This window comes from Silanimonas sp., from assembly GCF_044377035.1.
Lineage (GTDB): Bacteria > Pseudomonadota > Gammaproteobacteria > Xanthomonadales > Xanthomonadaceae > Silanimonas.
This window is the reverse complement of sequence record NZ_JBILJW010000009.1, coordinates 62,672-86,422: the sequence shown is the minus strand read 5'-3', so window position 1 is coordinate 86,422 and position 23,751 is coordinate 62,672. Positions and strand designations below refer to the sequence as shown.

Sequence of the window (23,751 nt, the reverse complement as noted above, 5' to 3'; positions counted from 1 at the left end):
TGCCTTCAGCTACTTCGGCGCGTCGAACAAGGCCGCCATCGCTGCCAAGTGGGCGCGGCCGCGCTGCTTCTTCGATTCAGCCTCGGCTTCCGGATCGGCACCGTCGCGCTGGAGGTCCGATGGCGGCAGCTCGTCGAGGAAACGGCTGGGCTGCAGCTTGATCGTGTCGCCCCAGCGCTTCGTCTCCAGCGAGTGTGAGAGCACGAGGTGCTCCTTGGCGCGGGTGATGCCGACGTAGAGCAGGCGGCGCTCCTCGTCGATGCGGCCCTCTTCCATGCTGGCCTCGTGCGGCAGGGTGCCGTCCTCGAGGCCGACGAGGAACACGGCGCGGAACTCGAGGCCCTTGCTGCCGTGTAGGCTCATCAGCCGCACCGCGTTTCCGGGCTCGCCGCGGTCGGCGTGGCTGAGCAGCATCATCTGCGCCGCGAGGTCGCCGACGCTGCTCTTCGGGCCGTCGAACCAGTCGGCCAACTCGTCGAGGTTCGCTTTGCGCCGCTCGAAGCCGGCCTTGTCCTTGCTCATCGCGCGGAAGGCCTCGAGCATGCCGCTGCGCTCCGCCAGGGCAAGCACGAGGTCCTTGGCCGGCATGCGCTCCGAATCATCGCGAAGGCGATCGACGATCCCGGTGAATTCGCCGAGCGCGGCCGCGATGCGCGGCTGCAGCTGCTTCAGGATCGACATCTGCCGCGCCGCGCCGTCCAGCGACAGGTGATGCGCTTGAGCCAGCTCCGCGAGCTTGGCCAGCGAGGTGCCGCCGATGCCGCGCGCGGGTGACGAGACGGAACGCAGGAATGCCGCGTCGTCGTCGGCATTGGCCACGAGGCGCAGCCAGGCCAGCGCGTCCTTCACCTCGGCACGTTCGAGGAACGCCGTGCCGCCCGTGAGGTGGTAGGGAATACGCAGCAGTTGCAGCGATTTCTCCAGCGCGCGGCTCTGGTGGTTGCCGCGGAACAGCACGGCGAACTCGCCGAACGGGATTTCCTTGGCCTTGCTCAGGTAGTCGATCTCGGCGGCGACGCGGTCGGCTTCGTGCTCGTTGTTCTCGCAGCGCCAGACCTTGATCTTGTCGCCTTCGCGCTGGTCGCTCCAGAGCGTCTTCAGGTGCTCGTGCGGGTTGTTCGCGATCAGCGTGTTCGCCAGCCGCAGGATGCGCGCACCGCAGCGGTAGTTCTGCTCGAGCTTGATGATCTTCAGCGCGGGGTAATCGCTGCCGAGCAGGTTCAGGTTCTCCGGCTGCGCGCCGCGCCAGGCGTAGATGCTCTGGTCGTCGTCGCCCACGCAGGTGAAGCTGCCCTTCGGGCCGGCGAGTTGCTTCAGCAGTCGGTACTGCGCGCCGTTGGTGTCCTGGCACTCGTCGACCAGCAGGTAGCGCAGGCGCTCGCGCCATCCGGCGGCGAAGTCGGGGTCGGCCTCCAGCATCGTCACGGGCAGGCGGATCAGGTCGTCGAAATCCACCGCGTTGAAGGCGGCGAGGCGCTGCTGGTACTTCGCGTAGAGGTTCGCCGCCTCGCGCTCGACGGCGGATTTGGCGAGTTCCATCGCCTGCTCGGGGCTCAGCGCTTCGTTCTTGGCGCGCGAGACGAGGCCGCGCAGGCGTTCGAGCACGTCGTTCTTGGTGCCCGGCGGCATCAGGTCCTTGACGATGCCCATCTGGTCGTCCGAATCGAACACCGAGAAGCCGCGCTTCAGCCCGGCGCGGCCGGCTTCCTGCTGCAGGAAGCGCAGCCCCAAGGCATGGAAGGTGCTGATCGTCAGGCCTTCCGCCGCGTCTCCGCGCACCCGCTTCGCCACGCGCTCCTTCATCTCCTTCGCCGACTTGTTGGTGAAGGTGATGGCCGCGATGTGCCGCGCCTCGCGCTGGCCGGTCGCGATGAGGTGGGCGATCTTTTCGGTGATCACGCGGGTCTTGCCGGAGCCGGCGCCGGCGAGTACGAGCAGCGGGCCCTGCGTGTACAGCACGGCTTCGCGCTGCGGGGCATTGAGGGACATGGGGATCTTGCGGCGGAACGACGGCCCGCATTGTCGCAGCCGGGGGCCGGCCCCGCCACGGCCCGCTAGAATGGCGGCATGGCCAAGCTCTACTTCTACTACTCGGCGATGAACGCCGGGAAGACCACGACGCTGCTGCAAAGCGCGCACAACTACCACGAGCGCGGGATGCGCACGCTCATCCTCACGCCGCGCCTCGACACCCGTGCTGGCGAAGGGGTCGTCGCGTCGCGCATCGGCCTGCAGGCGAAGGGCACGGTGTTCACCCGCGACGACGACCTCGAGCGCATCGCCCGCGAGGACGTCGCCGCGCGCGGGCCGCTGGGCTGCGTGCTGGTCGACGAGGCGCAGTTCCTGTCCAAGGCGCAGGTGTGGCAACTCACCGAGATCGTCGATGCATTGAACGTGCCGGTACTGGCGTACGGCCTGCGCACCGACTTCCGCGGCGAGCTGTTCGAAGGCAGCCAGTACCTGCTGGCCTGGGCCGACAACCTCGTCGAGATCAAGACCATCTGCCATACGGGCCGCAAGGCGACGATGGTGGTGCGCGTCGACGAGCACGGCCATGCCGTGACCGACGGCCCGCAGGTGGAGATCGGCGGCAACGACCGCTACGTCTCGGTGTCGCGCGGCGAGTTCAAGAAGATCATGGCCGGCGAAGGGCACATCGACCCGATGCAGGCGTCCTTGCCGCTCGGCTGAACCGCCGGCCACGCCCGCCACGAAGTCGCCACGACACCGCCGCTAGACTCCAGCCCTCCCTTTGGTCCGACCCCGCAAGCGCCCTGCCATGACCCGTCTTCGCTCCGCCGCCCTCGTCCTCGCCCTGTCCGCGGCCCTCGCCGGGTGCCAGACCGTCGCCGAGGCCCCCGCGGCCACGCCGATGCCCAAGCCGGCGGCGTCCGAGCCGGCGGTGCCCGCGCACGACAACCTGAATGCCACGGCCTGGGTGCAGTCGTCGGTCGAGGCGCGGATGGCGCACCGGCAGGCTTGGCGCAGCGCTGAGCGCCTGCTCGACGCCGCCCTCGCCGATGCCTCGTGGGATGCCCTGGCGGCCAACGACCGCGTCGCGCCGGTCGCCGGCCTGCCGCCCGCGATCATCGTCGACGTCGACGAGACCGTCCTCGACAACAGCCCCTACCAGGTGCGCCTGATCCGCGAGGACGGCAGCTTCGACGACGCCACCTGGAACGCCTGGGTCGATGAGGCCCGCGCCACCGCGGTCGCCGGCGCGCCGGAATTCGCGCAGGCGGCGGCGAAGCGTGGCGTCACGATGATCTACCTGACCAACCGCGAGCACGCGAAGTCGGCCGTCACGCGCCGGAACCTCGAAGCCGTGGGCTTCCCGCCGCCGGCAGAGTCGCAGTTCCTCGGTCTCGGCTTCGACACGCCGGGCTGCGTGCCCAAGGGCAGCGACAAGGGCTGCCGCCGCCAGTTCGTGGCGCAGCGCTACCGCGTGCTGATGCAGTTCGGCGACCAGCTCGGTGATTTTGTCTCGGTCTCCGACAACGGCCTCGAGGCCCGCGCCACGCAGCTGCAGGGCTTCGACGCCTGGGTGGGGCAGCGCTGGTTCATGCTGGCCAACCCGAGCTACGGCAGCTGGGAGTCGGCCCTGTACGGCAACGACCGCAGCCTGTCGCGCGACGCCCAGCGCTCCGCGAAGCGCGCGGCGCTGCGGGACTGAGGCGCCGGCCCGGGCGTCGAACCAAGGCTTAAGGGGCGATCTGCTACCCTCCGCCGTCCTTCGAGCTGCGCTGGATTCTTCCCTTGCTGACGCCTTGGACCCGCCCGTTGTCGACCCGCATCGGCCGCCTCGGCCTGCTGCTGGCCCTGCTGGCGCTGGCCGCCTGCCAGCGTGAGGCCGAGCCCGTGCCGGGCGCGCCCGACGAGCCCGTGGCCGCCGTGGAGGCGCTCGCCGAGGCCCTGCGCGAGGGCGACCTGAAGCGCTACGCCGAACTCAGCCTGCCGCCGGCGATGCACGCGCAGCAGAAGGCGCTGTGGCGCCAGCAGGTGGCGGCGAAGAATCCGGTCGACGCCGAGCAGGCGCAGCGCTATGCCGAGCTGATGGCGCAACTCACCGCGCCCGATGCCGAGACCGCGCTCTGGGCCAAGGCCGAGCCGAAGCTCGTCGCGCTCGAACAGGAGCTCGGCCCGAAGTGGACGCTCGGCGTCACCATGCTGTCGGGCTTCGCCACCACCGCCATCAGCGCCAGCGAGACGATGAGCGAGGCCGAGAAGGGCCACGCCACCGGCGTCGTCACGGCGCTGGCCGAATGGGCCGGCGACCAGGCCCAGTTCACCGACCGCGAGCGCGCGAAGCAGGCCTTGGGCGTCGCCGTGCGCACCGCCCGAGAGCTCGAGCTGCCGGACGTCGCGGCCATCGAGGCGCTGGAGTACGACCCGATGCTCGAGAAGGCCGGCGTCGCCTTCCGTGCGTTCAAGGAAGTGATGTCGGCCTACGGCATCGATGCCGATGCGGCGTTGTCGCAGGTGCAGGCCGAAGTGATCGCCATCGACGGCCCGAGCGCCGTGGTGCGCGTGCGCTACCCGCTGCTCGGCAAGGAAGTCAGCTTCGAGCAGCCGATGCGGCAGATCGACGGCGGCTGGTACCGCGAGGATGCCATCGAAGCGCTGGAGCAGTCGGTGGCCGAACTGGCCGCCGCGTCTGCCGAGGCGCCCGCCGTCGCCCCTGCCGCCGCGCCGGCGAACTGACGCGCGAGCGACCCGCATGGCTTCCGATTCGCCCGTGACCGGTTACGTGCGTCCGCCCTGGTGGGCCCGCCTGCTCGAGTGGCTGCTGAACCCGTGGATCGAGATCACCCGCGATCCCGACGTGCCGCCGATCACGCTCGACCGCCCGGTCTGCTACGTGCTCGAGCATTACGGCATCAGCAATATGCTGATCCTCGACCGCGCCTGTCGCGAGGCCGGCCTGCCGTCGCCCTTGGCCCCGCTGCCGGGCGACCCCCTGGGCCGCGGCCGGGCCTACGTGGCGCTGTCGCGCCGCCGCAACGGCAGCATCGGCCGCCCGGCCAACAAGACGCACTCCGATGCCCTCGCGCGCCTGCTGATGGCGCATCGGTTGAACCCGAAGCAGGACGTGCAGCTGGTGCCGGTATCGATCCTGGTCGGCCGCGCGCCGGACCGGCAGAGCGGGTGGTTCTCGGTGCTGTTCTCGGAGAACTGGGCGCTGGTGGGCCGCTTCCGGAGGCTGTTGGCGATCCTGCTCAATGGCCGCGGCACCGTGGTGCGATTCTCCCCCGGTTTCCCGGTGCGCGAGATCCTCACCGAGGACCTCCCGCACGAGCGCGCCGTGCGCAAGACCGCGCGCGTGCTGCGCGGCCACTTCCGCCGCGTCCGCGAAGCCATCATCGGCCCCGACTTGTCGACGCGCCGATTGCTGGTCGACCGCGTGGTCGACGCCGAGCCGGTGCGCAAGGCGATCGCCGACACCGCGCGCCGCGAGAACACCACGCCGGCCGAGGCCTGGAAGAAGGCCTACAAGTACGCGTGGGAGATCGCGGCCGACTACTCGCACCCGGTGGTGCGCTCGCTGAGCTTCGGCCTCACGGCGTTCTGGAACCGCATCTACGACGGCGTGCAGATGCACCACCTCGACAGCCTGAAGGCCGTAGCGCCCGGGCGCGAGGTGATCTACGTGCCGAGCCACCGCAGCCACATGGACTACCTCTTGCTGAGCTACCTGCTCTACAAGAACGGCATCGTCCCGCCGCACATCGTGGCCGGCATCAACCTCAACATGCCGGTGATCGGTCCGATCCTCCGGCGCGGCGGCGCGTTCTTCATCCGCCGCAGCATCAAGGGCAATGCGCTCTACGCCGCTGTGCTTGGTGAATACGTGGCGCAGCTCGTGGGCGAAGGCTTCTCCATCGAGTACTTCATCGAGGGCGGCCGCTCCCGCACCGGGCGTTTGCTGCAGCCCAAGGGCGGCATGATCGCGATGACCCTGCGCGCCTTCCTGCGCGCGCCGCGCAAGCCGGTGGTCTTCCAGCCGATCTACATCGGCTACGAGAAGCTGATCGAGGGCGACAGCTACCTCGACGAGCTCACCGGCCGGCCGAAACAGAAGGAAAGCATCGGCGCGCTGGTCGTGGCGGCGATGGGCACCCTGCGACGCCGATACGGCCAGGTGGCGGTGAGCTTCGGCGAGCCCATCCATCTCAGCGAGGTCCTCGCCGAGCGTGCCGAAGGCTGGTCCGGCGAGGCGCTGGGCCCCGATGCCAAGCCCGATTGGTTCGGCGACGTTGTCGACGACATCGCGCAACGCATCCACGTCAACATCAACCGCGCCGCCGACGTGAACCCCATCAACCTGCTCGCCGTGGCCCTGCTGGCCACGCCGAAGCACGCGATGGACGAGGCCGACCTGCTGGCCCAGCTCGCGCTGTCGAAGAAGCTGCTCGCCGCGCTGCCCTACAGCGACCGTGTCACCGTCACGCCGATGTCGCCCGAGCAGATCGTGGCCTACGGCGAGGCGATGGGCGTGATCCGTCGCGTCAAGCACCCGCTCGGCGACGTGTTCTCGATGGAAGGCGACACCGCCGTCCTGCAGAGCTACTTCCGCAACAACGTGCTGCACCTGTTCGCCGCACCGGCGTGGATCGCGCTGTGCTTCCAGAACAACCGGCGCATCAGCCGCGCCGGCGTGCTGCGCCTCGGCAAGACGATCTACCCGTTCATCAAGGCCGAGCTGTTCCTGCCTTGGGACGACGCCGAGTTCGCCGAGCGCCTCGACGCCACGATCAACCTCTTCGTGGCGGAAGGCCTGCTCTCGGTGGCCAGCGAGGACGATGGCGGCTTCCTGACCCGCGGCCCCGGCCAGACCGACGAGGTCTTCCGCCTGCGTGCCATCGCGCACTCGCTGCAACAGGCCTTCGAGCGTTACTTCATCGCCATCGCCACCCTCGTTCGCCGCGGCCCGCGCAGCATCAGCGCCAGCGAGCTCGAGAGCTTCTGCCAGCTGGCGGCGCAGCGGCTGTCGCTGCTGTACGCGCCGGCCGCGCCGGAGTTCTTCGACAAGACGCTGTTCCGCGGCTTCATCGCCAAACTGCGCGAACTCAACCTGGTCTGGCTGTGCCCGAACGGCAAGCTCGACTTCGACGAAGCGCTGATGGCCTGGGACAAGGACGCCAAGATCGTGCTGGGCCGCGAACTGCGGCAGACCATCACCCACATCACCGGCGACACCGGCGGTGGCGGCGGGCGCACGACCGGCGAGCGGCCGGCGTTCAAGGGCTGAGCGTGGTGCGGCTCACCGTCGTCCTGCTGTGCGCGTTCGCCTTGGGTGCGACTGCCCCAAGGCCGGCCTGGTGCAATGTGGCCGGCAGCGATGTCTCGCTCCCCGTCAACCCTTCGGGCACTGGCGTGGACGTCGACGTCCAGCCTTCCACCCTGAAGATGCTGATCCCGGCGCAGCCGGGGCGTGGCGACCGGCGCCAGGACGGATTTGATGCGGAACGATCCGGACTGCTCGGGCGACTGTCCGGTGGCGCTTCGGCATCGGGCGTCGTTGGCGGTGCAATCGGCTTCGCGATCGTCGATGCAATGAACGCTGCTTCGTGGAGGCCCAACTATCGCGCAGAGCAATCGGCAATCGCCAGGCTCGAGCGCAATGATTCCGTGAGGCGCTATCCCGCCCTGCTGGCTGAACAGGTCTCTACGTGCCTCGCACCACCCGACGGCGTGCATGGCGGGTCGGTGGTCGCGAAAGTTCGCTGGGGGCTGAGCGAGGACCTTGGCCGTTGGATCGTCGGCATTGAGCTGAGTCTGCTGGGAGGTCTTGGGCAGGCAAAGCCTGAAACGGCGTACTTGGGGTACGAGTCCGCTGCGGTTCGCTTGCGCGACAAGCAGCCTTCGGATACCGCTTGGATGCTCGCCAGGCTTCGTGAGCGCGGCGAGGAGTCTTCCCGCGCGGTGCGCAATGCGCAGTACCGGGTTTGGCACCCAGAGCAAGCACCGGATCTCATGATCGACCACTGGCTCCGGGATGGAAGTCGCCACCTCGATGACGTGCTCGCGGAGGTCTGTGCGCTGGCGAAGACTTGGCGTTCAGGCGCCTCTTTTCCGCTGGCGAACGAGGCTCTTGTGACGCGCGCTCTGGAGGCTGAAGCCAATGGCGAAGCGATTCCGGGTGCGCTGGACTATGGAGCGTCGATAACGGTCGTCACTCCAGGGTGGAGGCTGAGGACCAGCCATGAGCCGCGGATTCTCGCGTCGACCATGGATGGCATGACGCCGACGGTGCTCGTCGGCATGACGATGCGGGGTTCGAAGCGCTGAAGACTCAGGCGTCCAGATCCGGGATCAGCTGGTTCTCGATCCAGGCGATCTGGTCCTTCACGGCCAGCTTCCGCTTCTTCATGCGCTTGAGGCGCAGTTCGTCCACCTCCACGCTCGCTGCCAGCGCCGCGATGGCGGCATCGAGGTCGCGGTGCTCGCTCTTGAGCTCCACGAGGCGGTGTGCGAGTTGGCCGGGGTCGTAGGGGTGCATGCCGCCCCCGAGCCTACACCCGGCCCTTGGGCGCCGGGCAGGGGGGGGCAGCCCCCGGGGGCGGTAGAATGGCGCCCCACGTCGCGACACCCGCTGCCCCATGGCCCTCGCCGAGACGCGCCCCGCCCCTGCCGCGGGCGATGCGCACCCGTCCCAACCGCACGACCTGACCAGGCTGCAGAAGCGCCTGCGCCACCAGGTCGGCCAGGCCGTCGCCGACTTCGGGATGATCGAGGAGGGCGACCGCATCATGGTCTGCCTGTCCGGCGGCAAGGACAGCTACACGATGCTCGACATCCTGCGCCAGCTGCAGGCCAAGGCGCCGGTGCGCTTCGAGCTGGTGGCGGTGAATCTCGACCAGAAGCAGCCGGGCTTTCCCGAGCACGTGCTGCCGGCTTACCTCGAAGGCATCGGCCAGCCCTTCCACATCCTCGAGCAGGACACGTACTCGGTGGTGAAGCGCGTCGTGCCCGAGGGCAAGACGATGTGCTCGCTGTGTTCGCGCCTGCGTCGCGGCGCGCTCTACACCTACGCCGAGCAGAACGGCTTCACCAAGATCGCGCTGGGCCACCACCGCGACGACCTGCTGGCCACCTTCTTCCTCAACCTGTTCTTCCACGCGAAGCTGAGCGGCATGCCGCCCAAGCTGCAAAGCGATGACGGTAAGCACACGGTGATCCGCCCGCTGGCCTACGTGAAGGAAGCCGACATCGCGGCGTATGCGGAAGCGAAGGCCTTCCCGATCATCCCGTGCACGCTGTGCGGCTCGCAGGAGAATCTGCAGCGCAAGGTCGTGAAGCGCATGCTCGAGCAGTGGGAGAAGGACTCGCCCGGCCGCCTCGAGACGATCAGCCGTGCGCTCGCCGACGTGCGCCCTTCGCAGCTCTCCGACCGCGCGCTGTTCGACTTCATGGCGCTGGGCCGCCGCGGCGATATGCCGCTACCCGACGGCCGCGCCTGGATGGCCGAGGCGACGGTCGCGGCGACGGACGACGACGAAGCCATGCCCGCGGCGCCGAAGCCCGATGCCCTGGCCGCGCTGCGCGCCAAGACCTTCGACCCGATCTGGAACCCGTGAGCACCGCCTCGCTGCGCTCGCCAGGCGCCCTCGCGTGGGCCGCCGTCTTCCTCGCGGTCTTCGCGTGGTCGGCGATCGGGCCGAAGGACCGCCTCACGTGGTGGCTGGAAGTGGCGCCGGCGCTGGGCTTCTTCGCCGTGCTGGCCGCCACGCGTGCGCGCTTCCCGTTGACGCCGCTGCTGTACGTCCTCGTGCTGCTGCATTCGATCATCCTCATCGTCGGCGGCCACTACACCTACGCCGAAGTGCCGCTCGGTGACTGGGTGCGCGACTGGATGGGCGGTGAGCGCAACAACTACGACAAGCTCGGCCATCTGGCGCAGGGCTTCGTGCCGGCGATGATCGCCCGCGAGCTGTTCTTGCGCCTCGGCGTGGTGAACGGCGCCGGCTGGCGGGGGTTCCTCATCGTTTCGTTCTGCCTTGGTTTCTCGGCCTTCTACGAACTCATCGAGTGGTGGGTGGCCGAGCTCTCCGGTCAGGCCGCCGAGGCCTTCCTCGGCACCCAGGGTTACGCCTGGGACACACAAAGCGACATGGCATGGGCCGGCTTCGGCGCCATCCTCGCGCTCGCGACGCTCGGCCGCTGGCACGACCGCCAACTCGCCGCGCTTCCCCGCTGAATCTCCCTTTCCAGGATCCGCATGTTCTTCCGCAACCTCACGTTCTTCCGCTTCCCGTCCTCGCTCAACGCCGCACTGGAAACCCTCGAAGACCGCCTCGTCGAGCACCCGCTGAAGCCGGTCGGCCCGCTCGAGCTCGGCAGCCGCGGCTTCGTGCCGCCGATGGGCGGCGAGGGCACGGCGATGACGCACCGCCTCGGTGACTTCACCTGGGTGAGCCTCGGCCGCGAAGACCGCCTGCTGCCCGGCGCGGTGGTGAACGACGCGCTGGCGAAGAAGCTCGCCGAGATCGAAGCGAAGGAAGGCCGCAAGCTCGGTGGCAAGGCGCGCAAGCAGCTCAAGGACGACTTGATCCACGAGATGCTGCCCAAGGCCTTCATCAAGGGCTCGCGCACGTCGGCCTCGATCGACCTGAAGCACGGCATCGTCGCCGTCGACGCGTCCTCCAAGAAGTCGGCCGAGAACGTCGTTTCCGAGCTGCGCCACGCGATGGGCAGCTTCCCGGCGGTGCCGGTGAACGCGGAGGTGTCGGTGCGCGCGGTGATGACCGGCTGGCTCACCGGCGAGCCGCTGCCCGAAGGGCTCACGCTCGGCGACGAGTGCGAGCTGAAGGACCCCGTCGATGGCGGCGCGGTGGTGAAGGCGCAGCGCCAGGAGCTCACCGCCGACGAGATCACCAAGCACCTCGAGACCGGCAAGCAGGTCACCAAGCTCGCCCTCGTGCTCGACGACCACGTCAGCTTCGTGCTCGGCGAGGACCTCATCGTCCGCAAGCTGAAGTTCCTCGACGGCGCCGTCGACCAGCTCGAGAACACCGAACGCGACTCGCTCGCCGCCGAGCTCGACGCGCGCTACGCGCTGTTCAGTGCGGAACTGCACACGCTGTTCGGTGTGCTCGAGAAGGCGCTGAAGCTCAGCCGCGCGGAGTAGACTGGCGCCAGCCTTCCGGCGGACGCGCACCATGACTTCCCTCGACGTGATGCACGAGAACGCCCGCCGCATCGAGGCCTTCTACGCGGCCTTCGCGGCACTCGACACCGAGGGCATGGCCGCGCTCTACGCCCCCGACGTGCGCTTCGAAGATCCGGTCTTCGGCCTCGCCGGCCGTGATGCGGTGATGGCGATGTGGTCGATGCTCTGCGAGGCGGTGGAGGCGAAGGGCCGCGACGTCTGGTCGCTCGAGGCCAGCGCCATTCGCGCCGACGCCCACGAAGGCAGCGCGCACTGGGAGGCGCACTACCGCTTCAGCGCGACCGGCCGCCTCGTGCACAACCGCATCGACGCCACGTTCGTTTTCCGCGACGGGCTCGTGGTGCGCCATATCGACCAGTTCGATGTGTGGCGCTGGAGCCGGCAGGCGCTGGGCACACCGGGGCTGCTGTTGGGTTGGAGTGGCGTCCTGCGCCGCAAGATCCGCGAACAGGCGGGCGCGCGCTTGGCCGCGTGGCGGCCCCGTCCACGATGACGGCCGCCCTGCGTTCGCTCTTCGGCCTCGCTCCCGCGCCGGAGGCCTCGCGCGAAAGCCTTCGCGTCGATTTCCTGCTTCCCGACGGATCGTCGGTGCCCCTGCATCGTGTGCGCGATCGTCGCGCGCGCCGACTGCGCTTGACGGTCAGCGAGCGCGGCGTGCGCCTGTCGGTGCCCTGGCGCGTCTCCGAGCGCGTGGCCCATGCCTTCGTGCACGACCATGCCGGTTGGATCACCGCGCAGTGGCAGCGCTTCCGCGACACGCGCGTGGCCGTGGCTTGGCAATTCGGCGCCGTCGAAGCGCTGCCGCTGCATGGCGAATCGCTGCCGGTCGAATGGGTCGCAGCGCGCAGCGCGCGGATCGAGCCCGTCGATGTCGGCGGCACGACGTTGCCGGTGGATGGCGCGCGACTCCGATTCCACGCGCCCCACGCGGCCTCGGCTGCGGTGCTGCGTCGGGCCTTGCTCGAGTTCTACGGCGCGGAGGCGCGTGCGGCGATCCACCGCTGGCTGCCGGCTTACCTCCCGGGACTGCCGCGCCCGCCGCGGGAGTTCCGCGTGCGCGCGCTGTCGTCGCTGTGGGGCAGCCTCGCGCCGGACGGCACCGTCTCGCTCGATCTTTCGCTCGTGCTCGGGCCGCCCGCGGCCTTCGAGTACGTGCTCGTGCACGAGCTCTGCCACCTGATCCATGCCAACCACTCCGCGGCGTTCTGGCGCGAAGTGGAGGCGCGCAGCCCGGGTTGGCGCGAAGAGCGCACTTTCCTTCGCAGTGATGGCGGCCTGGGACTGAAGGCGCAACTTCGTGCCTTGACCAAGGCTTGAGCGCCGGCTGAACCGTCCCCATGGATGGGGCTGACACGAGGCGTCGCCACGCCTCACTCTGTTTCCGCCCCCTCCAACCCCCGAAGGTTTCCATGTCCCGCGCCCCGCTGCTCTCGCTCACCGCGCTTCGCGTCCTCGCCGTCACCGCCATTTCCTTCTCGCTGCTCGCCGCTTGCGGCAAGGCCCAGGAAGCCGCCGAGGAGACCGCCACCGAGGCGGTGGCGGAAGCGGCCATCGAATCGATGACCGATGCCGAAATCGACATCGAGGACGGTGGCCAGACCGTGTCCGGCGTGGACGAGCAGGGGCGCGCCTTCTCCGCCTCGCAGGGCGACGCCGCGACGATCCCGGCGGACTTCCCGTCCGACGTGTTGGTGCCCGAAGGCCTGGTGCTCGAAACCTCGATGGTGGTCGGCGCCAGCAGCTTCGTCGGCGGAACGATGCCCGGCGATCTGGCCGAGCTGACCACCCGCATCGATACGCACATGAAGGCCGCGGGCTGGACCTCGCTGATGGCGATGAGCGAACCCGGTTCGAGCACCCTGCTTTGGCAGCGCGACGATCGCGGCGTCAACTACATGATCGAAACCAAGCCGGATGGCCAGCTCGGCGTGACGATCAGCCACGCCGTCGAGGAAAAGGCCCCCGAGGCCGAGACCGCGCCCTAATCGCGCAGGAAGTCCCGCAGCAGCGCGCCGATCTCCGGCGCGCGCTCCATATGCACGTGGTGCCCGCCTTCGAGCACGTGCAGGCTCGCGTCGCGCAGGCAGGCGATGCGCTCGGCGCGGAGGGCCGGCGGGAAGTAGGGCGGTGAAGGCTCCGCCGCCACCAGCAGGGTCGGCGCGTCGATGGCCTGCAGGATCGCGCGGATCGCCGCTTCCGGAAGGCGCGTCGACGAGGGCAGGCGCAGGCGCGGGTCGGAGCGCCACGACCAGCCACCCGCCACCGCCTGCAGGTTGCGTTCGACGATCAGGCGCGCATCTGCCTCGCGCATCGGCGTGGCCTGCAGCCGTGCGGCCAAGGCGGTGTCGATGTCCTTGATGACGCGCGGCGCCTCATCGCGACGCGCGTCCAGCGCGCGTCGCGCCGCCACCGCCTCGCGCAGGCGCGTGCCGGCACTCTCTGCCGGGCCACCCAGCGGCCCGAGGCCTTCGACCAGTGCCAGCTTCGCCACGCGCTCCGGCGCCGCGGCGGCCAGCGTGCTGGCGAGCGTGGCGCCCATCGAGTGCCCGAGCAGGTGCGCGCGTTCCCAGCCGAGCGCGTCGAGCGCGTCGAGCACGTCGTGCAGCCAGTCCACGTAGACGTAGTCGTAGCCGTCGGCGCGATGCGCGGAAGCACCATGCCCCGGCAGGTCGAGCGCGACGACATCGAAGCCTTCCAGCGAGGCAGCCAGCGGCACGAAGCTCGCGGCGTTATCGAGCCAGCCGTGCAGGGCCAGCAGCTTGGGGCCGTCGGGATCGCCGAAGCGCAGGGCGGCGAGCTCGCCGCGACCGCCCGGCAGGCGGATCTCACGCATCGGTCCAACCTGCCAGATGACGGCGCAGCAGCTCTGCCAGTGCGTCGACGTGCGCGGCATCGTCGTTCAAGGCCGGCACGTAGCGCAGCGCCGTGCCGCCCGCCTCGACGTAAGCGTGGGCGTTCTCGACCGCGATTTCTTCCAGCGTCTCGAGGCAGTCCACCGCGAAGCCCGGGCAGACCACGTCGACCGTGCCGGCCTTCTCGCGGCCCCACTGCTCCAGCGTCTTGTCGGTGTAGGGCTGCAGCCAAGGCTCGCGACCGAAGCGCGACTGGAAAGTGAGCGCCCATTCGCTCTCGCCGAGGCCGAGCGCGGCGGCGATGGCTTCGGCGCTGGCCCGGCACTGCGCGGCGTAGGGGTCGCCGCCGGCGACGAAGCGCTGCGGGATGCCGTGGAAGCTCATCAGCAAGCGGTCGCCGCGGCCCTTTGCGGCCCAGTGCGCGCGGATGCTGTCGGCGACTGCGGCCACCCAGCCCGCATCGCGGTGGTAGTCCTGGATCAGGCGCAGTTCGGGCTGGCGGCGCCAACGCAGCACTTCGCGCATCACCGCATCGTGCGAGCTCGCCGAGGTGCTGGCGGCGTACTGTGGGTACAGCGGCAGCACGACGAAGCGGCGGCAGCCGTCGGCCTCCATCGCGCGCATCACGTCCGGAACGGACGGGTTGCCGTAGCGCATGGCCAGGCGCACATCGACGCCGGGCAGCGCGCGCGCCACGCCGTTGGCGAGGCGTTTCGACAGGGCCAGCAGCGGCGAGCCTTCCGGCGTCCAGATGCTGGCGTAGTTCTTCGCCACCTTCGGCGAGCGCAGCGGCAGGATGATGAAGTGGAGCACCGGGCACCACAGCCAGCGGGTGAGGTCGACCACCCGGTGGTCGTGGAGGAATTCCGCCAGGTAGCGCCGGACGGCGGCCGGCGTCGGCGCATCGGGCGTGCCGAGGTTGACCAGCAGGACGCCGATGCGCCCGGCCTCCTCGTTCGGCGTGGCGGGCGGCGCGGGGCGGAAAGCCGTGTGCATGCGGGTTCGGCGTCGGAGGCGGGGGGCCATTATGATCGGGCCGCGCGTCACGGCCGGGTTCATGCCCCGCTCAAGCGCGGTTTTCCACACTCGATCGTCCCCAATCCCCAAGGAGCGCCCCATGCGCCTGGTGCTGACCGCCCTGCTGGCCCTGATGCTGCCCTTCGCCGCGAGCGCGCAGGAGAAGGAGATCCAACGCGCCGACAACGCCGTGCGCGTGCTCTCCGAGATCCTCGCCATCCCCGAGGAATCCATCCCCGAGCGCCTGCTGCGCGAAGCCGAGGCCATCGCGGTGATGCCGGACGTGGTCAAGGCCGGCCTGATCTTCGGCGGCCGCGGCGGCAAGGGCCTGATGGCCGTGCGTGGCAGCGACGGCACCTGGTCGAACCCGACCTTCATCACCCTCGGCGGCGGCAGCTTCGGCTTCCAGGCCGGCGTGCAGTCGGCTGACGTGGTGCTGGTGTTCCGCAACCGCCGCGGCGTCGACAACATCGTCAACGGCAAGTTCACCCTCGGCGCCGACGCCTCGGTGGCCGCTGGCCCGGTGGGCCGCAGCGCGCAGGCCAGCACCGACGGCCAGCTCAAGGCCGAGATCTACAGCTACTCCCGCGCCCGCGGCCTGTTCGCCGGCATCGCGCTCGATGGCGCCGTCATCGCCATCGACAACCGCGCCAACCGCCGCGTGTACGGCCGCGACGTCACCGCGCGCATGATCCTCGAGAACCGCGTCCGCCCGCAGGTGAATGCCGTCGTCGGCTTCCGCGACAAGCTCGAGGAAGCCAGCGCGCAGGCCGCGCGCTGAAACCGCGGGCGGCCTTCGGGCCGCCGGCCGGACGGGCTATCCTTGGCCCCTGACTTCGGAGCACGTCCATGCTGGGATTCCGCGAACTCGTCATCATCCTCCTGATCGTGCTGGTGGTTTTCGGCACGAAGCGGCTGATCAGCGCCGGCGGCGACCTCGGCAAGGCCATCCAGAGCTTCAAGAAGGGCGTGCGCGATGCGCAGGACGAGCCCGCCAAGCTGGATCCGCCGGCACCGCAGCCGGGCGTCGACGCCAGCAGCGAGCGGAAGGAAAACGACCGCCCCGGCGCCTGAGCCGCGGCCCGGCTGACGCACCGCCATGTTCGAGCTCGGCTGGTTTGAGATCGGCATCATCGGGGTGATCGCCCTGGTGGTGCTCGGCCCCGAACGCCTGCCGAAGGCGGCGCGTTTCGCCGGCCTCTGGGTGCGCAAGGCGCGCGCGCAGTGGTTCGCGGTGAAGTCCGAGATGGAGCGTGAGCTCGCGGCCGAAGAGATGAAGGCCTCCCTGCAAGCCGAGCGCGAAGCGATCCGCGACGCGGTGAAGCAGCTCGACGACGAGGCGCGCGAGCTGCAGTCGGGCGTTCGCGATATCGAGCGCAACGACGCCCCGCCCGCGACCGACGAGGCGGCGGGCGCCGCCGCCGATCCCAAGCCGCCCGCGCCATGAGCGACGACGCCGACACCGGGCTGGGCCTGATGGGCCACCTGCTTGAGCTGCGCCTGCGCACCATGCGCGCGCTGCTGGCGCTGGGCGTCGCCTTCCTCGGCCTGCTGCCCTTCGCCAACGACCTCTACGCGCGCCTCGCGGCGCCGCTGCTCGCGCACCTGCCCGACAGCGGCCAGCTGATCGCGGTGGATGTCGCTTCGCCGTTCTTCGCGCCGATGAAGCTGACGCTGTTCGTCGCGCTGCTGGTCGCCGTGCCCTTCATGCTCTACCAGGCCTGGGCCTTCGTCGCGCCCGGCCTCTATCGCAGCGAGAAGCGCCTCGCGCTGCCGCTGCTCGTCGCCGCGGTGCTGCTGTTCTACGTCGGCATCGCCTTCGCCTACTTCGTGCTGCTGCCGGCGATGTTCGCCTTCCTCACCGCGACGGTGCCGGAGGGCGTGACGATGATGCCGGACATCAACGCCTACCTCAGCTTCGTGCTGGTGATGGGCCTCGCCGCCGGCCTCGCCTTCGAGATGCCGATCGCCGTGCTGGTCGCGCTGATGCTTGGTTGGGTCACGCCGGCGCAGCTCTCAGAGTGGCGCGGCTACGTCATCGTCGTCATCGCCATCCTCGCCGCCCTGCTGACGCCGCCGGACGGCCTGTCGATGGTGCTGCTGATGATCCCGATGTGGCTGCTGTATGAAGCCGGACTGCTGGTGGGCCGGCTGCTGCTGCGCGCGAAGCCCGCCGAAGCGGCATGAGCGCCGCCGCCTTCAAGGCGCGCTACGCCGCCTACACCCTGGATCTCGCGCTGCTGTCGCCCTTCGTCGTCGGCGCCGCATGGCGCCCGCTGCAGGTCGTTCAGGCCGCGTGGCGGGGCATGGAAGGCGCCATCCAGCTCGCGCTGGATCGCGCGTTCGCGGCCGGGCACATCGCCCTGCTCGACCTCGCCGGTGCCTTGCAGGCCGATGCCGCCTTCATGGCCTCGATGACGCAGGGCATGGAGGCGCTGTTCGCGTCGCTGCTCAGCGCGGGCCTGTGGGCCTGGCTCGTGGTGGCCGCGTACTTCATTGGCTTCGAGGCCTCGCCGTGGAGCGCGACGCCGGGCAAGCGCGCGCTCGGCCTTCGCGTGCTGGCCAACGACGGCACGACAGTGGGGCTGCCGCGCGCGCTGCTGCGCTTCGTGGCGGCCGGGCCGAGCTGGCTGTTGCTGCACCTCGGCCACGCGCTGGTGATGTTCCGCGACGACGGCCGTGCCGGCCACGATCTGGCCGCAGGCACGCGCGTCGACGGCGATGCGGCGCTTCCGGCCTGGGCAACGGCGTGGTTGGGCCTGCAGGCCGCCGCCGTGGCGCTGCTGCTGGGCTGGGTGGCGTGGACGGCGATGCAGGCCGTGATGGTGCTCGGCCTCTGAGCCCCGGCGCAGCGCCGAGGCCGTGGATCAGGCCTCGAAGCCGGCGATCTCGGGGCGGTCGTTCGCGGCGCGATCGCCTCCACCATCGTCGCAGGCCGCGCGCCAGCCGTTGAGCGTGAACCCGTAGCTGATCGCCGCGAAGACCACGGCGATCACCATCGTCATCGCCACCGCGATCACGCCGCCGACCATCGGCCCCAACAGCGAGGCGAGGGCGACGACCGCCGCCATCACCAGCCCGAAGAGCCCGGCTGCCAGCAGGCCGGGCAGCAGCAGGGCCAGGAAGAACACGACCAGCGGCATGGCGTTGAGGGCGGCGGCGCGCAATCCGCCGATCACCGCCGCCACCGGCGAGGTGCCGCGCAGCGTCACCGACACCAGCGACCAGCCGAGCCCCAGCGCCACCACCAACCACAGCGGCAGGAAGGCCAGCACCACGAGCACGGCGGCACCCAGCCCCTCGGGTGGCGCGGCCACGTCCTTGGGCTGGAGCGGCACGCCGCTCTCCTGCGCCTTGGCCTGAAGCGCCATGAACTGCTCGAGCCATTGCTGCAGGGCCTGCAACGCCTCGACGCCGGTGACCGCGGCCACGACCATCATCATCGCGAGCAGCAGGCCGAACATCAGCACGTAACCGAGCACGGTGACGAGCACGATCGCGCCCCAGCTGCCATCGCGGAAGCCGTCGCCGATCTGCGCGACAGCCACGGGGCGGCCCTGCTCGGCGCCGTCCAGCAGGCGGTAGATGCCGGCGACCAGCACCGGCGAGATCGCCAGCGACACGATCAGGCCGATCGCCTGGAACAGCAGCTGCACAGCCATGCCCGGCGGCGAGCCGGCCAGCGTCATCAGCTGGATCGGCAGCGACGGCAGGAAGCCGACCGCCACCGTGAAGAGGATCGCCGAGATGATCACGGCGGGCTGGTGGCGGCCGACGTCGACGGCGTCGATCAGCCAGCGGAAGGGGGCGGTCAAGCCGGCCCAGCGGGGCGTCATGCGAGGGGTTCCGGGGAGGAGAGAAGGGATGGGGCGTTCAGCCGTGGCGCTGCGCGAGGGCGTGGCGGACGAAGCGACGCAGCACGTTGCGCGCGGCCGGGGCGGGGCGCACGGACTCTAGCATCCGCACATGGCACTGCCCTTCGCGCTTCAGCGCCTCGCGTCGCGCATCGATGTAGCCGCGCATGTGCACGACGCCGAACTCGGGATGGAATTGCAGGCCCCAGACCCGTTCACCGAGGCGGAAGGCTTGGCAGCCGTCGAGCGCCGAGCGTGCCAGCACCACCGCGCCCGGCGGCGGCGCGAGGACGGTCTGGAGATGCGTGGTCTGGGCCGGAAACTCGCTGGGCAGGTGCCTGAACAAAGGATCGTGCGCGGCCTCGGCGTGTAGGCGCACGGGCACCGTGCCCATCTCGCGGCCCTGCGGGTTCCAGGCCACTTCGCCGCCGAAGGCCTGGGCGATGAGCTGGTGGCCGTAGCAGATGCCGAGCATCGGCAGGCCGTGGTGGGCCGCGCGTCGCAGCCATTCGGCCGTGGTCTCCGACCAGGGTTCGCGGTCGGTGACCATCGCCCCGGAGCCGGTGACGATGACGCCCGCGAAGCCGCTCGGGTCTGGCGGCGCGTGGCCGTCGAGCACCGGCACGACCTGCGCCGCGTGGCGCGGGAGGCCGGCCGCGGTACGGATCACATGAGGGAATCCGCCGTGGCGCCGCATGCTGGGCACCGGCCGACCGGTTTCGAGGATGAGGAAGCGGGATGGACGGGACACGCCCCTAGTGTGGAAGCCCGAAGGCATCGCGTCGAGTCCGATCGGGGCTTCCGGCACGGGTGGGTTGGCTCGGCCGCGCTCACGATCGGGCGACGATCCTCGTCCACGGAATACCGCCATGCGCCGCCGCTCTCTGGCCCTGGTCGCCCTCGCCAGCCTGTCCGCCCCCGCGCTGTCTGCGGCTTGCCCGCCCCTCGGTCTCGACGCCGAGGGACTGGCGGCCCTGCGTGCCCGGGACTTCGTGATCGAAGACGCCGACCGGCGCGAGGCCATGGCGGTGCAATGGCTCGATTGCCTCGCTTCACCCGATCCGGCCTGGCGCGACGGCGGCGCGTACGAGGCCCTCAGTGCGTGGCTCCGTGGCGACGCGCTGCGGCCCGAAGCGCGGCAAGCACTGATGGAGCGCCTCATCGAGTCCCTGCGAACGCCCGCGCCCGACCCCGACGGCGTGCGCGCGCCGTTCGAAGCGCTGGTGCTGGCGGAAATCGCCCGCACTGATCGCATCGCCCCGTGGCTCGATGCGGCCCAGCGCCAGCGTCTCGTCGATGCGGCAGCGGGTTACCTCGCCGGCGTGCGCGATTGGCGGGGCTTCGAACCGGGCATCGGCTGGCGGCACGGCGTGGCGCACGGTGCCGACTTCGCGATGCAGCTGGCCCTGAACCCGGCCCTTGATCGCGCCCAGCTCGACCGTCTGCTGGAGGCGGTGGCGGCGCAGGTCGCCCCGCAGGGCGCGCCACCGTACACCCATGGCGAGGCCGAACGCCTCGTGCGACCCGTGCTGTTCGCCCTCCAGCGCGGGCAGCACGACGAGGCCGCGTGGTTGGCCTGGCTCGCGACCGTGGTGGCGGCCGCGCCGCCCGCCGACGCCCCGACCGAGGCAACGATGTTGGCCCGTCGCCACAACCTGCGTGTGTTCCTGTTCGTGCTGCACGGCACGCTCGCGACCAGTGGCTCGCCGGCACTGGAGGCTCGGGTGCCTGCCGTGGCCGATGTGCTCCGCCGGATGCCCTGAGGCCGTCCGGATCGGGGCGGCAAGGGGGGTGGCCGCTATACTGCGCGGCCTGATTTCCCGCATCCGAGAACGATGTCCGCTCCCACCTTCCAGGAACTCATCACGCGCCTGAACGCCTACTGGGCCGAGCAGGGCTGCGTGCTGATCCAGCCGCTCGATCTCGAAGTCGGCGCCGGCACCTTCCACCCCGCCACTTTCCTTCGCGCGCTCGGCCCCGAGGCCTGGAACGCGGCCTACGTGCAGCCCTCGCGCCGCCCCGGTGACGGCCGCTACGGCGAGAACCCGAACCGCCTGCAGCACTACTACCAGTACCAGGTGGTGATGAAGCCGAACCCCGACAACATCGTCGAGCTCTACTTCGGTTCGCTGAAGGCGCTGGGCATCGACCCGCAGGTGCACGACCTGCGCCTCGTCGAGGACAACTGGGAATCGCCGACGCTCGGCGCCTGGGGCCTCGGCTGGGAGGTGTGGTTGAACGGCATGGAAGTGACGCAGTTCACCTACTTCCAGCAGGCCGGTGGCCTCGAGTGCAAGCCGGTGACCGGCGAGATCACCTACGGCCTCGAACGCCTGTGCATGTACCTGCAGAGCTGCGACAACGTCTACGACCTCATCTGGACGCGCGGCCCGCACGGCGACGTGACTTACGGCGATGTCTTCCTGCAGAACGAGCGCGAGCAGAGCGCCTACAACTTCGAACACGCCGACGTGGCCGAGCTGTTCCATCGCTTCGACGCCTGCGAGAAGGAGGCGCTGAAGCTGGTCGAGCTGGGCCTTCCGCTGCCGGCCTACGACCAGGTCTGCAAGGCCTCGCATTCGTTCAACCTGCTCGACGCGCGCCGCGCGATCTCCGTCACCGAACGCCAGCGCTACATCCTGCGCGTGCGCACGTTGGCCCGTTCCGTGGCCGAGGCCTATTTCGCGCAGCGCCAGAAGCTCGGCTTCCCCGGCGTAAAGGACGCGGGGGAACGCGCCCGACTCGGCCTCGACACGCAGGAGGCCGCGGCATGAGCGCGTCCCTGCTGATCGAACTCGGCGTCGAGGAACTGCCGGTCAAGGCGCTGCCGGAACTGGCCGCCGCGTTTGCGAATGGCATCACCGATGGCTTGTCGAAGCGTGGGGTGTCCATCGGTACCGCGCGCACGCTGTATTCGCCGCGCCGTCTCGCCGTGCACATCGAGGGCGTTGCGGCTGAGCAGCCCGAGCAGCGCTCGGAAGTGCTGGGTCCGTACCTCAACATCGGTCTCGATGCGAATGGCGCGCCGACCAAGGCGCTGGAAGGCTTCGCGGCCAAGGCCGGCGTGGCGTGGACGGACCTCGAGCGCACCACCGATGCCAAGGGCGAGCGCTTCGTGGCCCGCTCGGTGAAGCCGGGCGCGCGCACCGTCGACCTGCTGCAGGCCGTGCTGGATGACGCGCTGAAGGCCATGCCGATCCCGAAGCCGATGCGCTGGGGCGCGCACGAGCACGCCTTCGCGCGGCCGGCGCTGTGGCTGGTGGCGCTGTACGGCGCGGACGTCGTGCCCTTGGCTGCGTTCGGCAAGACCGCCGACCGCATGAGCCGCGGCCATCGCTTCATGCACGACAAGGCGGTGTGGGTCAGCGATGCCGACGCCTACGTCGAAGCGATGCGCGGCGCGAAGGTGCTGGTCGATGCCGACGAGCGTCGTGCTGCCATTGTTCGCGAAGTTGAAGCGGCTGCGGCGCAGGCCGGCGGCACGGCGCGCGTCACCGAGGACAACCTCGAGCAGGTCAACGGCCTCGTCGAGTGGCCGAAGGCCGTGCTCTGCGGCTTCGAGAAGGCCTTCCTGCGCGTGCCGCAGGAAGCGCTGATCTCGACGATGGAGGCGAACCAGAAGTTCTTCCCGGTGCTCGACGCGCAGGGTCGGATCACCGAGGCCTTCATCGGCATCGCCAACATCGTTTCGACGAATGAGTCGGAAGTGCGCAAGGGCTACGAGCGCGTGATCCGCCCGCGCTTCGCCGACGCCGCCTTCTTCTTCGACGAGGACTTGAAGCAGGGCCTGTCGGCGATGAACGCCGGCCTCTCCACCGTCACCTACCAGCAGAAGCTCGGCAGCTACGCCGATAAGGTGGCCCGCATCGCGCAGCTGGCGCGTGCGATCGCCACGGCGCTCGACGACGACGCCGACTTGGCACAGATCGCGGCCCTGCTGTGCAAGGCCGATTTGCAGAGCCGGATGGTCAACGAGTTCCCCGAGCTGCAGGGCATCGCGGGCCGCTACTACGCCGCGCACGACGCCGGCCTCGCCGAGCTGCCGACCGAGGCGCGCAATGCCGTGGCCGTGGCGCTGGATGAGGTCTACGCGCCGCGCTTCGCCGGCGATGCGATCGCGGCATCGCGCTTGGGCCAGGTGCTGGCTCTCGCCGAGCGCCTCGACACGCTGGCCGGCGGCTTTGCCGCGGGCTTGAAGCCCTCGGGCAACAAGGACCCCTTCGCCCTCCGCCGCAACGCGCTCGGCCTTGCCCGCACGCTGATCGAGGGCGGGCTCGATCTCAATCTCGTCGGCATGCTCGAAGCCGCCAAGGCCGCGCTGCCGGCCGGGCTCGATGTCGATGCCGGCGAGCTCTACGACTTCATTCTCGACCGCCTGCGCAGCTACTTCGCCGACCGCGGCGTGGGTGCGGCGCTGTTCGACGCCGTCGCGGCGACGAAGCCGGTCTCGCTGGCCGATTTCGCCGAGCGGCTTTCGGCCCTGCAGCGCTTCGCCGAGCTGCCGGAAGCCGCCGCGCTGGCGGCGGCCAACAAGCGTGCGCGCAACATCCTGAAGAAGGTGGAGGGCGGGCTGCCCGAAACCATCGATGCGTCGAAGCTCGTCGAACCCGCCGAGCGCGAGCTGCATGCGGCGCTCGTCGCCGCGCTGGCCGACACCGACGCGTCACTCGCCGCGCGCGACTACGTGGCCGTGCTGAGCCGGCTCGCGGCGCTCCGCGCGCCGGTGGATGCGTTCTTCGACGGCGTGATGGTGATGGCCGTGGACGCCGCGGTGCGCGACAACCGCCTCGCCCTGCTGAAGGCGCTGGCCGACCGCTTCGCCGCAGTGGCCGCGATCGAGCAGCTCGCCACCTGAGCC

General features: G+C 70.1%; 25 protein-coding genes. 19 read left to right on the top strand and 6 right to left on the bottom strand.

Annotated elements, in window-relative coordinates; all coding sequences use genetic code 11:
• Positions 1-9: 9 nt before the first annotated feature.
• Positions 10-1,989 carry a UvrD-helicase domain-containing protein gene (locus tag ACIQ6S_RS06870; RefSeq protein WP_397607707.1) on the bottom strand — a complete coding sequence of 660 codons (1,980 nt, stop codon included), beginning with the start codon at positions 1,987-1,989 and terminating at the stop codon, positions 10-12.
• Between the two features lie 78 nt (positions 1,990-2,067).
• On the opposite strand from ACIQ6S_RS06870, the gene ACIQ6S_RS06865 reads away from it, so the two are divergent.
• The 5 genes from ACIQ6S_RS06865 (at position 2,068) to ACIQ6S_RS06845 (ending at position 8,289) form a co-directional block, all read left to right on the top strand.
• On the top strand, positions 2,068-2,691 hold the full coding sequence (locus tag ACIQ6S_RS06865) for a thymidine kinase (RefSeq protein WP_397573000.1): 624 nt from the start codon (positions 2,068-2,070) through the stop codon (positions 2,689-2,691).
• Between the two features lie 88 nt (positions 2,692-2,779).
• Complete coding sequence (locus ACIQ6S_RS06860) at positions 2,780-3,673, top strand: 5'-nucleotidase, lipoprotein e(P4) family (protein WP_397607706.1); 894 nt, start codon at positions 2,780-2,782, stop codon at positions 3,671-3,673.
• A gap of 83 nt (positions 3,674-3,756) precedes the next feature.
• Positions 3,757-4,701: a hypothetical protein gene (locus ACIQ6S_RS06855; protein ID WP_397607705.1), complete on the top strand. Its 945-nt coding sequence runs from the start codon at positions 3,757-3,759 to the stop codon at positions 4,699-4,701.
• Positions 4,607-7,249 carry a glycerol-3-phosphate 1-O-acyltransferase PlsB gene (plsB, locus tag ACIQ6S_RS06850; RefSeq protein ID WP_397607704.1) on the top strand — a complete coding sequence of 881 codons (2,643 nt, stop codon included), beginning with the start codon at positions 4,607-4,609 and terminating at the stop codon, positions 7,247-7,249. The genes ACIQ6S_RS06855 and plsB overlap by 95 nt, the downstream gene beginning before the upstream one ends.
• Positions 7,250-7,251: 2 nt before the next feature.
• On the top strand, positions 7,252-8,289 hold the full coding sequence (locus ACIQ6S_RS06845; protein ID WP_397607703.1) for a hypothetical protein: 1,038 nt from the start codon (positions 7,252-7,254) through the stop codon (positions 8,287-8,289).
• Positions 8,290-8,293: 4 nt separating this feature from the next.
• Here the strand turns inward: ACIQ6S_RS06845 and ACIQ6S_RS06840 are convergent, their stop codons facing one another.
• Positions 8,294-8,500: a YdcH family protein gene (locus ACIQ6S_RS06840; RefSeq protein ID WP_397607702.1), complete on the bottom strand. Its 207-nt coding sequence runs from the start codon at positions 8,498-8,500 to the stop codon at positions 8,294-8,296.
• Between the two features lie 100 nt (positions 8,501-8,600).
• Here ACIQ6S_RS06840 and ttcA point away from each other — a divergent pair, with 100 nt between their 5' ends.
• The 6 genes from ttcA (at position 8,601) to ACIQ6S_RS06810 (ending at position 13,155) form a co-directional block, all read left to right on the top strand.
• The gene (gene ttcA / locus ACIQ6S_RS06835; RefSeq protein ID WP_397607701.1) at positions 8,601-9,578 is read left to right on the top strand and encodes a tRNA 2-thiocytidine(32) synthetase TtcA; all 978 of its coding nucleotides are present in this window, start codon (positions 8,601-8,603) and stop codon (positions 9,576-9,578) included.
• Positions 9,575-10,198 (top strand): DUF2238 domain-containing protein, encoded by a 624-nt coding sequence (locus ACIQ6S_RS06830; protein WP_397607700.1) that lies wholly within the window; start codon positions 9,575-9,577, stop codon positions 10,196-10,198. Before ttcA ends, ACIQ6S_RS06830 begins: the two co-directional genes overlap by 4 nt.
• A 21-nt stretch (positions 10,199-10,219) precedes the next feature.
• The gene (locus ACIQ6S_RS06825) at positions 10,220-11,128 is read left to right on the top strand and encodes a recombination-associated protein RdgC (protein ID WP_397572993.1); all 909 of its coding nucleotides are present in this window, start codon (positions 10,220-10,222) and stop codon (positions 11,126-11,128) included.
• Positions 11,129-11,159: 31 nt separating this feature from the next.
• On the top strand, positions 11,160-11,663 hold the full coding sequence (locus ACIQ6S_RS06820; RefSeq protein ID WP_397607699.1) for a nuclear transport factor 2 family protein: 504 nt from the start codon (positions 11,160-11,162) through the stop codon (positions 11,661-11,663).
• Positions 11,660-12,487 carry a M48 family metallopeptidase gene (locus ACIQ6S_RS06815; RefSeq protein WP_397607698.1) on the top strand — a complete coding sequence of 276 codons (828 nt, stop codon included), beginning with the start codon at positions 11,660-11,662 and terminating at the stop codon, positions 12,485-12,487. Before ACIQ6S_RS06820 ends, ACIQ6S_RS06815 begins: the two co-directional genes overlap by 4 nt.
• 92 nt (positions 12,488-12,579) lie before the next feature.
• Positions 12,580-13,155, top strand: coding sequence for a hypothetical protein (locus ACIQ6S_RS06810; RefSeq protein ID WP_397572990.1), 576 nt, complete (start codon positions 12,580-12,582; stop codon positions 13,153-13,155).
• Here ACIQ6S_RS06810 and ACIQ6S_RS06805 read toward each other — a convergent pair.
• Both ACIQ6S_RS06805 and hemH read right to left on the bottom strand, forming a co-directional pair.
• Positions 13,152-14,003: an alpha/beta fold hydrolase gene (locus tag ACIQ6S_RS06805; protein ID WP_397607697.1), complete on the bottom strand. Its 852-nt coding sequence runs from the start codon at positions 14,001-14,003 to the stop codon at positions 13,152-13,154. The two genes, ACIQ6S_RS06810 and ACIQ6S_RS06805, sit on opposite strands and share 4 nt — an antisense overlap.
• The gene (gene hemH / locus ACIQ6S_RS06800) at positions 13,996-15,018 is read right to left on the bottom strand and encodes a ferrochelatase (protein ID WP_397607696.1); all 1,023 of its coding nucleotides are present in this window, start codon (positions 15,016-15,018) and stop codon (positions 13,996-13,998) included. The genes ACIQ6S_RS06805 and hemH overlap by 8 nt, the downstream gene beginning before the upstream one ends.
• A gap of 121 nt (positions 15,019-15,139) precedes the next feature.
• On the opposite strand from hemH, the gene ACIQ6S_RS06795 reads away from it, so the two are divergent.
• The 5 genes from ACIQ6S_RS06795 (at position 15,140) to ACIQ6S_RS06775 (ending at position 17,879) form a co-directional block, all read left to right on the top strand.
• Complete coding sequence (locus ACIQ6S_RS06795; protein WP_397607695.1) at positions 15,140-15,820, top strand: lipid-binding SYLF domain-containing protein; 681 nt, start codon at positions 15,140-15,142, stop codon at positions 15,818-15,820.
• A 68-nt stretch (positions 15,821-15,888) separates the two neighbouring features.
• Positions 15,889-16,113, top strand: a complete 225-nt coding sequence (gene tatA / locus ACIQ6S_RS06790; protein ID WP_397607694.1) for a twin-arginine translocase TatA/TatE family subunit — start codon at positions 15,889-15,891, stop codon at positions 16,111-16,113.
• Positions 16,114-16,138: 25 nt separating this feature from the next.
• Positions 16,139-16,486 (top strand): Sec-independent protein translocase protein TatB, encoded by a 348-nt coding sequence (tatB, locus tag ACIQ6S_RS06785; RefSeq protein ID WP_397607693.1) that lies wholly within the window; start codon positions 16,139-16,141, stop codon positions 16,484-16,486.
• Positions 16,483-17,226 (top strand): twin-arginine translocase subunit TatC, encoded by a 744-nt coding sequence (tatC, locus tag ACIQ6S_RS06780; protein WP_397607692.1) that lies wholly within the window; start codon positions 16,483-16,485, stop codon positions 17,224-17,226. The genes tatB and tatC overlap by 4 nt, the downstream gene beginning before the upstream one ends.
• A complete protein-coding gene (locus tag ACIQ6S_RS06775) occupies positions 17,223-17,879 on the top strand; it encodes an RDD family protein (RefSeq protein ID WP_397607691.1) in 657 nt (218 codons plus the stop codon). Before tatC ends, ACIQ6S_RS06775 begins: the two co-directional genes overlap by 4 nt.
• A gap of 27 nt (positions 17,880-17,906) precedes the next feature.
• Here ACIQ6S_RS06775 and ACIQ6S_RS06770 read toward each other — a convergent pair whose 3' ends face one another.
• Together ACIQ6S_RS06770 and ACIQ6S_RS06765 are read right to left on the bottom strand one after the other, a co-directional pair.
• Positions 17,907-18,875, bottom strand: coding sequence for a hypothetical protein (locus ACIQ6S_RS06770; RefSeq protein WP_397607690.1), 969 nt, complete (start codon positions 18,873-18,875; stop codon positions 17,907-17,909).
• Between the two features lie 37 nt (positions 18,876-18,912).
• A complete protein-coding gene (locus ACIQ6S_RS06765) occupies positions 18,913-19,671 on the bottom strand; it encodes a glutamine amidotransferase (protein WP_397607747.1) in 759 nt (252 codons plus the stop codon).
• A 91-nt stretch (positions 19,672-19,762) separates the two neighbouring features.
• Here ACIQ6S_RS06765 and ACIQ6S_RS06760 point away from each other — a divergent pair, with 91 nt between their 5' ends.
• The 3 genes from ACIQ6S_RS06760 (at position 19,763) to glyS (ending at position 23,748) form a co-directional block, all read left to right on the top strand.
• A complete protein-coding gene (locus ACIQ6S_RS06760; protein WP_397607689.1) occupies positions 19,763-20,656 on the top strand; it encodes a DUF2785 domain-containing protein in 894 nt (297 codons plus the stop codon).
• A gap of 72 nt (positions 20,657-20,728) precedes the next feature.
• On the top strand, positions 20,729-21,667 hold the full coding sequence (gene glyQ, locus ACIQ6S_RS06755; RefSeq protein ID WP_297865296.1) for a glycine--tRNA ligase subunit alpha: 939 nt from the start codon (positions 20,729-20,731) through the stop codon (positions 21,665-21,667).
• Entirely contained in the window at positions 21,664-23,748 is a 2,085-nt protein-coding gene (gene glyS / locus ACIQ6S_RS06750) for a glycine--tRNA ligase subunit beta (RefSeq protein ID WP_397607688.1), read from the top strand. The genes glyQ and glyS overlap by 4 nt, the downstream gene beginning before the upstream one ends.
• Positions 23,749-23,751: the final 3 nt, after the last annotated feature.

Bases quoted from the DNA above. Each gene is read 5' to 3' on its own strand.
- ACIQ6S_RS06775 (WP_397607691.1), top strand. From the start codon at position 17,223: ATGAGCGCCGCCGCCTTCAAGGCGCGCTACGCCGCCTACACCCTGGAT.
- plsB (WP_397607704.1), top strand. From the start codon at position 4,607: ATGCCATCGAAGCGCTGGAGCAGTCGGTGGCCGAACTGGCCGCCGCGT.
- ACIQ6S_RS06870 (WP_397607707.1), bottom strand. From the start codon at position 1,989: ATGTCCCTCAATGCCCCGCAGCGCGAAGCCGTGCTGTACACGCAGGGC.
- ACIQ6S_RS06820 (WP_397607699.1), top strand. From the start codon at position 11,160: ATGACTTCCCTCGACGTGATGCACGAGAACGCCCGCCGCATCGAGGCC.
- ACIQ6S_RS06765 (WP_397607747.1), bottom strand. From the start codon at position 19,671: ATGCCTTCGGGCTTCCACACTAGGGGCGTGTCCCGTCCATCCCGCTTC.
- ACIQ6S_RS06840 (WP_397607702.1), bottom strand. From the start codon at position 8,500: ATGCACCCCTACGACCCCGGCCAACTCGCACACCGCCTCGTGGAGCTC.
- tatA (WP_397607694.1), top strand. From the start codon at position 15,889: ATGCTGGGATTCCGCGAACTCGTCATCATCCTCCTGATCGTGCTGGTG.
- ACIQ6S_RS06795 (WP_397607695.1), top strand. From the start codon at position 15,140: ATGCGCCTGGTGCTGACCGCCCTGCTGGCCCTGATGCTGCCCTTCGCC.
- ACIQ6S_RS06770 (WP_397607690.1), bottom strand. From the start codon at position 18,875: ATGACGCCCCGCTGGGCCGGCTTGACCGCCCCCTTCCGCTGGCTGATC.
- ACIQ6S_RS06810 (WP_397572990.1), top strand. From the start codon at position 12,580: ATGTCCCGCGCCCCGCTGCTCTCGCTCACCGCGCTTCGCGTCCTCGCC.
- tatC (WP_397607692.1), top strand. From the start codon at position 16,483: ATGAGCGACGACGCCGACACCGGGCTGGGCCTGATGGGCCACCTGCTT.
- glyS (WP_397607688.1), top strand. From the start codon at position 21,664: ATGAGCGCGTCCCTGCTGATCGAACTCGGCGTCGAGGAACTGCCGGTC.
- ttcA (WP_397607701.1), top strand. From the start codon at position 8,601: ATGGCCCTCGCCGAGACGCGCCCCGCCCCTGCCGCGGGCGATGCGCAC.
- glyQ (WP_297865296.1), top strand. From the start codon at position 20,729: ATGTCCGCTCCCACCTTCCAGGAACTCATCACGCGCCTGAACGCCTAC.
- hemH (WP_397607696.1), bottom strand. From the start codon at position 15,018: ATGCACACGGCTTTCCGCCCCGCGCCGCCCGCCACGCCGAACGAGGAG.
- ACIQ6S_RS06805 (WP_397607697.1), bottom strand. From the start codon at position 14,003: ATGCGTGAGATCCGCCTGCCGGGCGGTCGCGGCGAGCTCGCCGCCCTG.
- ACIQ6S_RS06760 (WP_397607689.1), top strand. From the start codon at position 19,763: ATGCGCCGCCGCTCTCTGGCCCTGGTCGCCCTCGCCAGCCTGTCCGCC.
- ACIQ6S_RS06860 (WP_397607706.1), top strand. From the start codon at position 2,780: ATGACCCGTCTTCGCTCCGCCGCCCTCGTCCTCGCCCTGTCCGCGGCC.
- ACIQ6S_RS06865 (WP_397573000.1), top strand. From the start codon at position 2,068: ATGGCCAAGCTCTACTTCTACTACTCGGCGATGAACGCCGGGAAGACC.
- ACIQ6S_RS06815 (WP_397607698.1), top strand. From the start codon at position 11,660: ATGACGGCCGCCCTGCGTTCGCTCTTCGGCCTCGCTCCCGCGCCGGAG.
- ACIQ6S_RS06825 (WP_397572993.1), top strand. From the start codon at position 10,220: ATGTTCTTCCGCAACCTCACGTTCTTCCGCTTCCCGTCCTCGCTCAAC.
- tatB (WP_397607693.1), top strand. From the start codon at position 16,139: ATGTTCGAGCTCGGCTGGTTTGAGATCGGCATCATCGGGGTGATCGCC.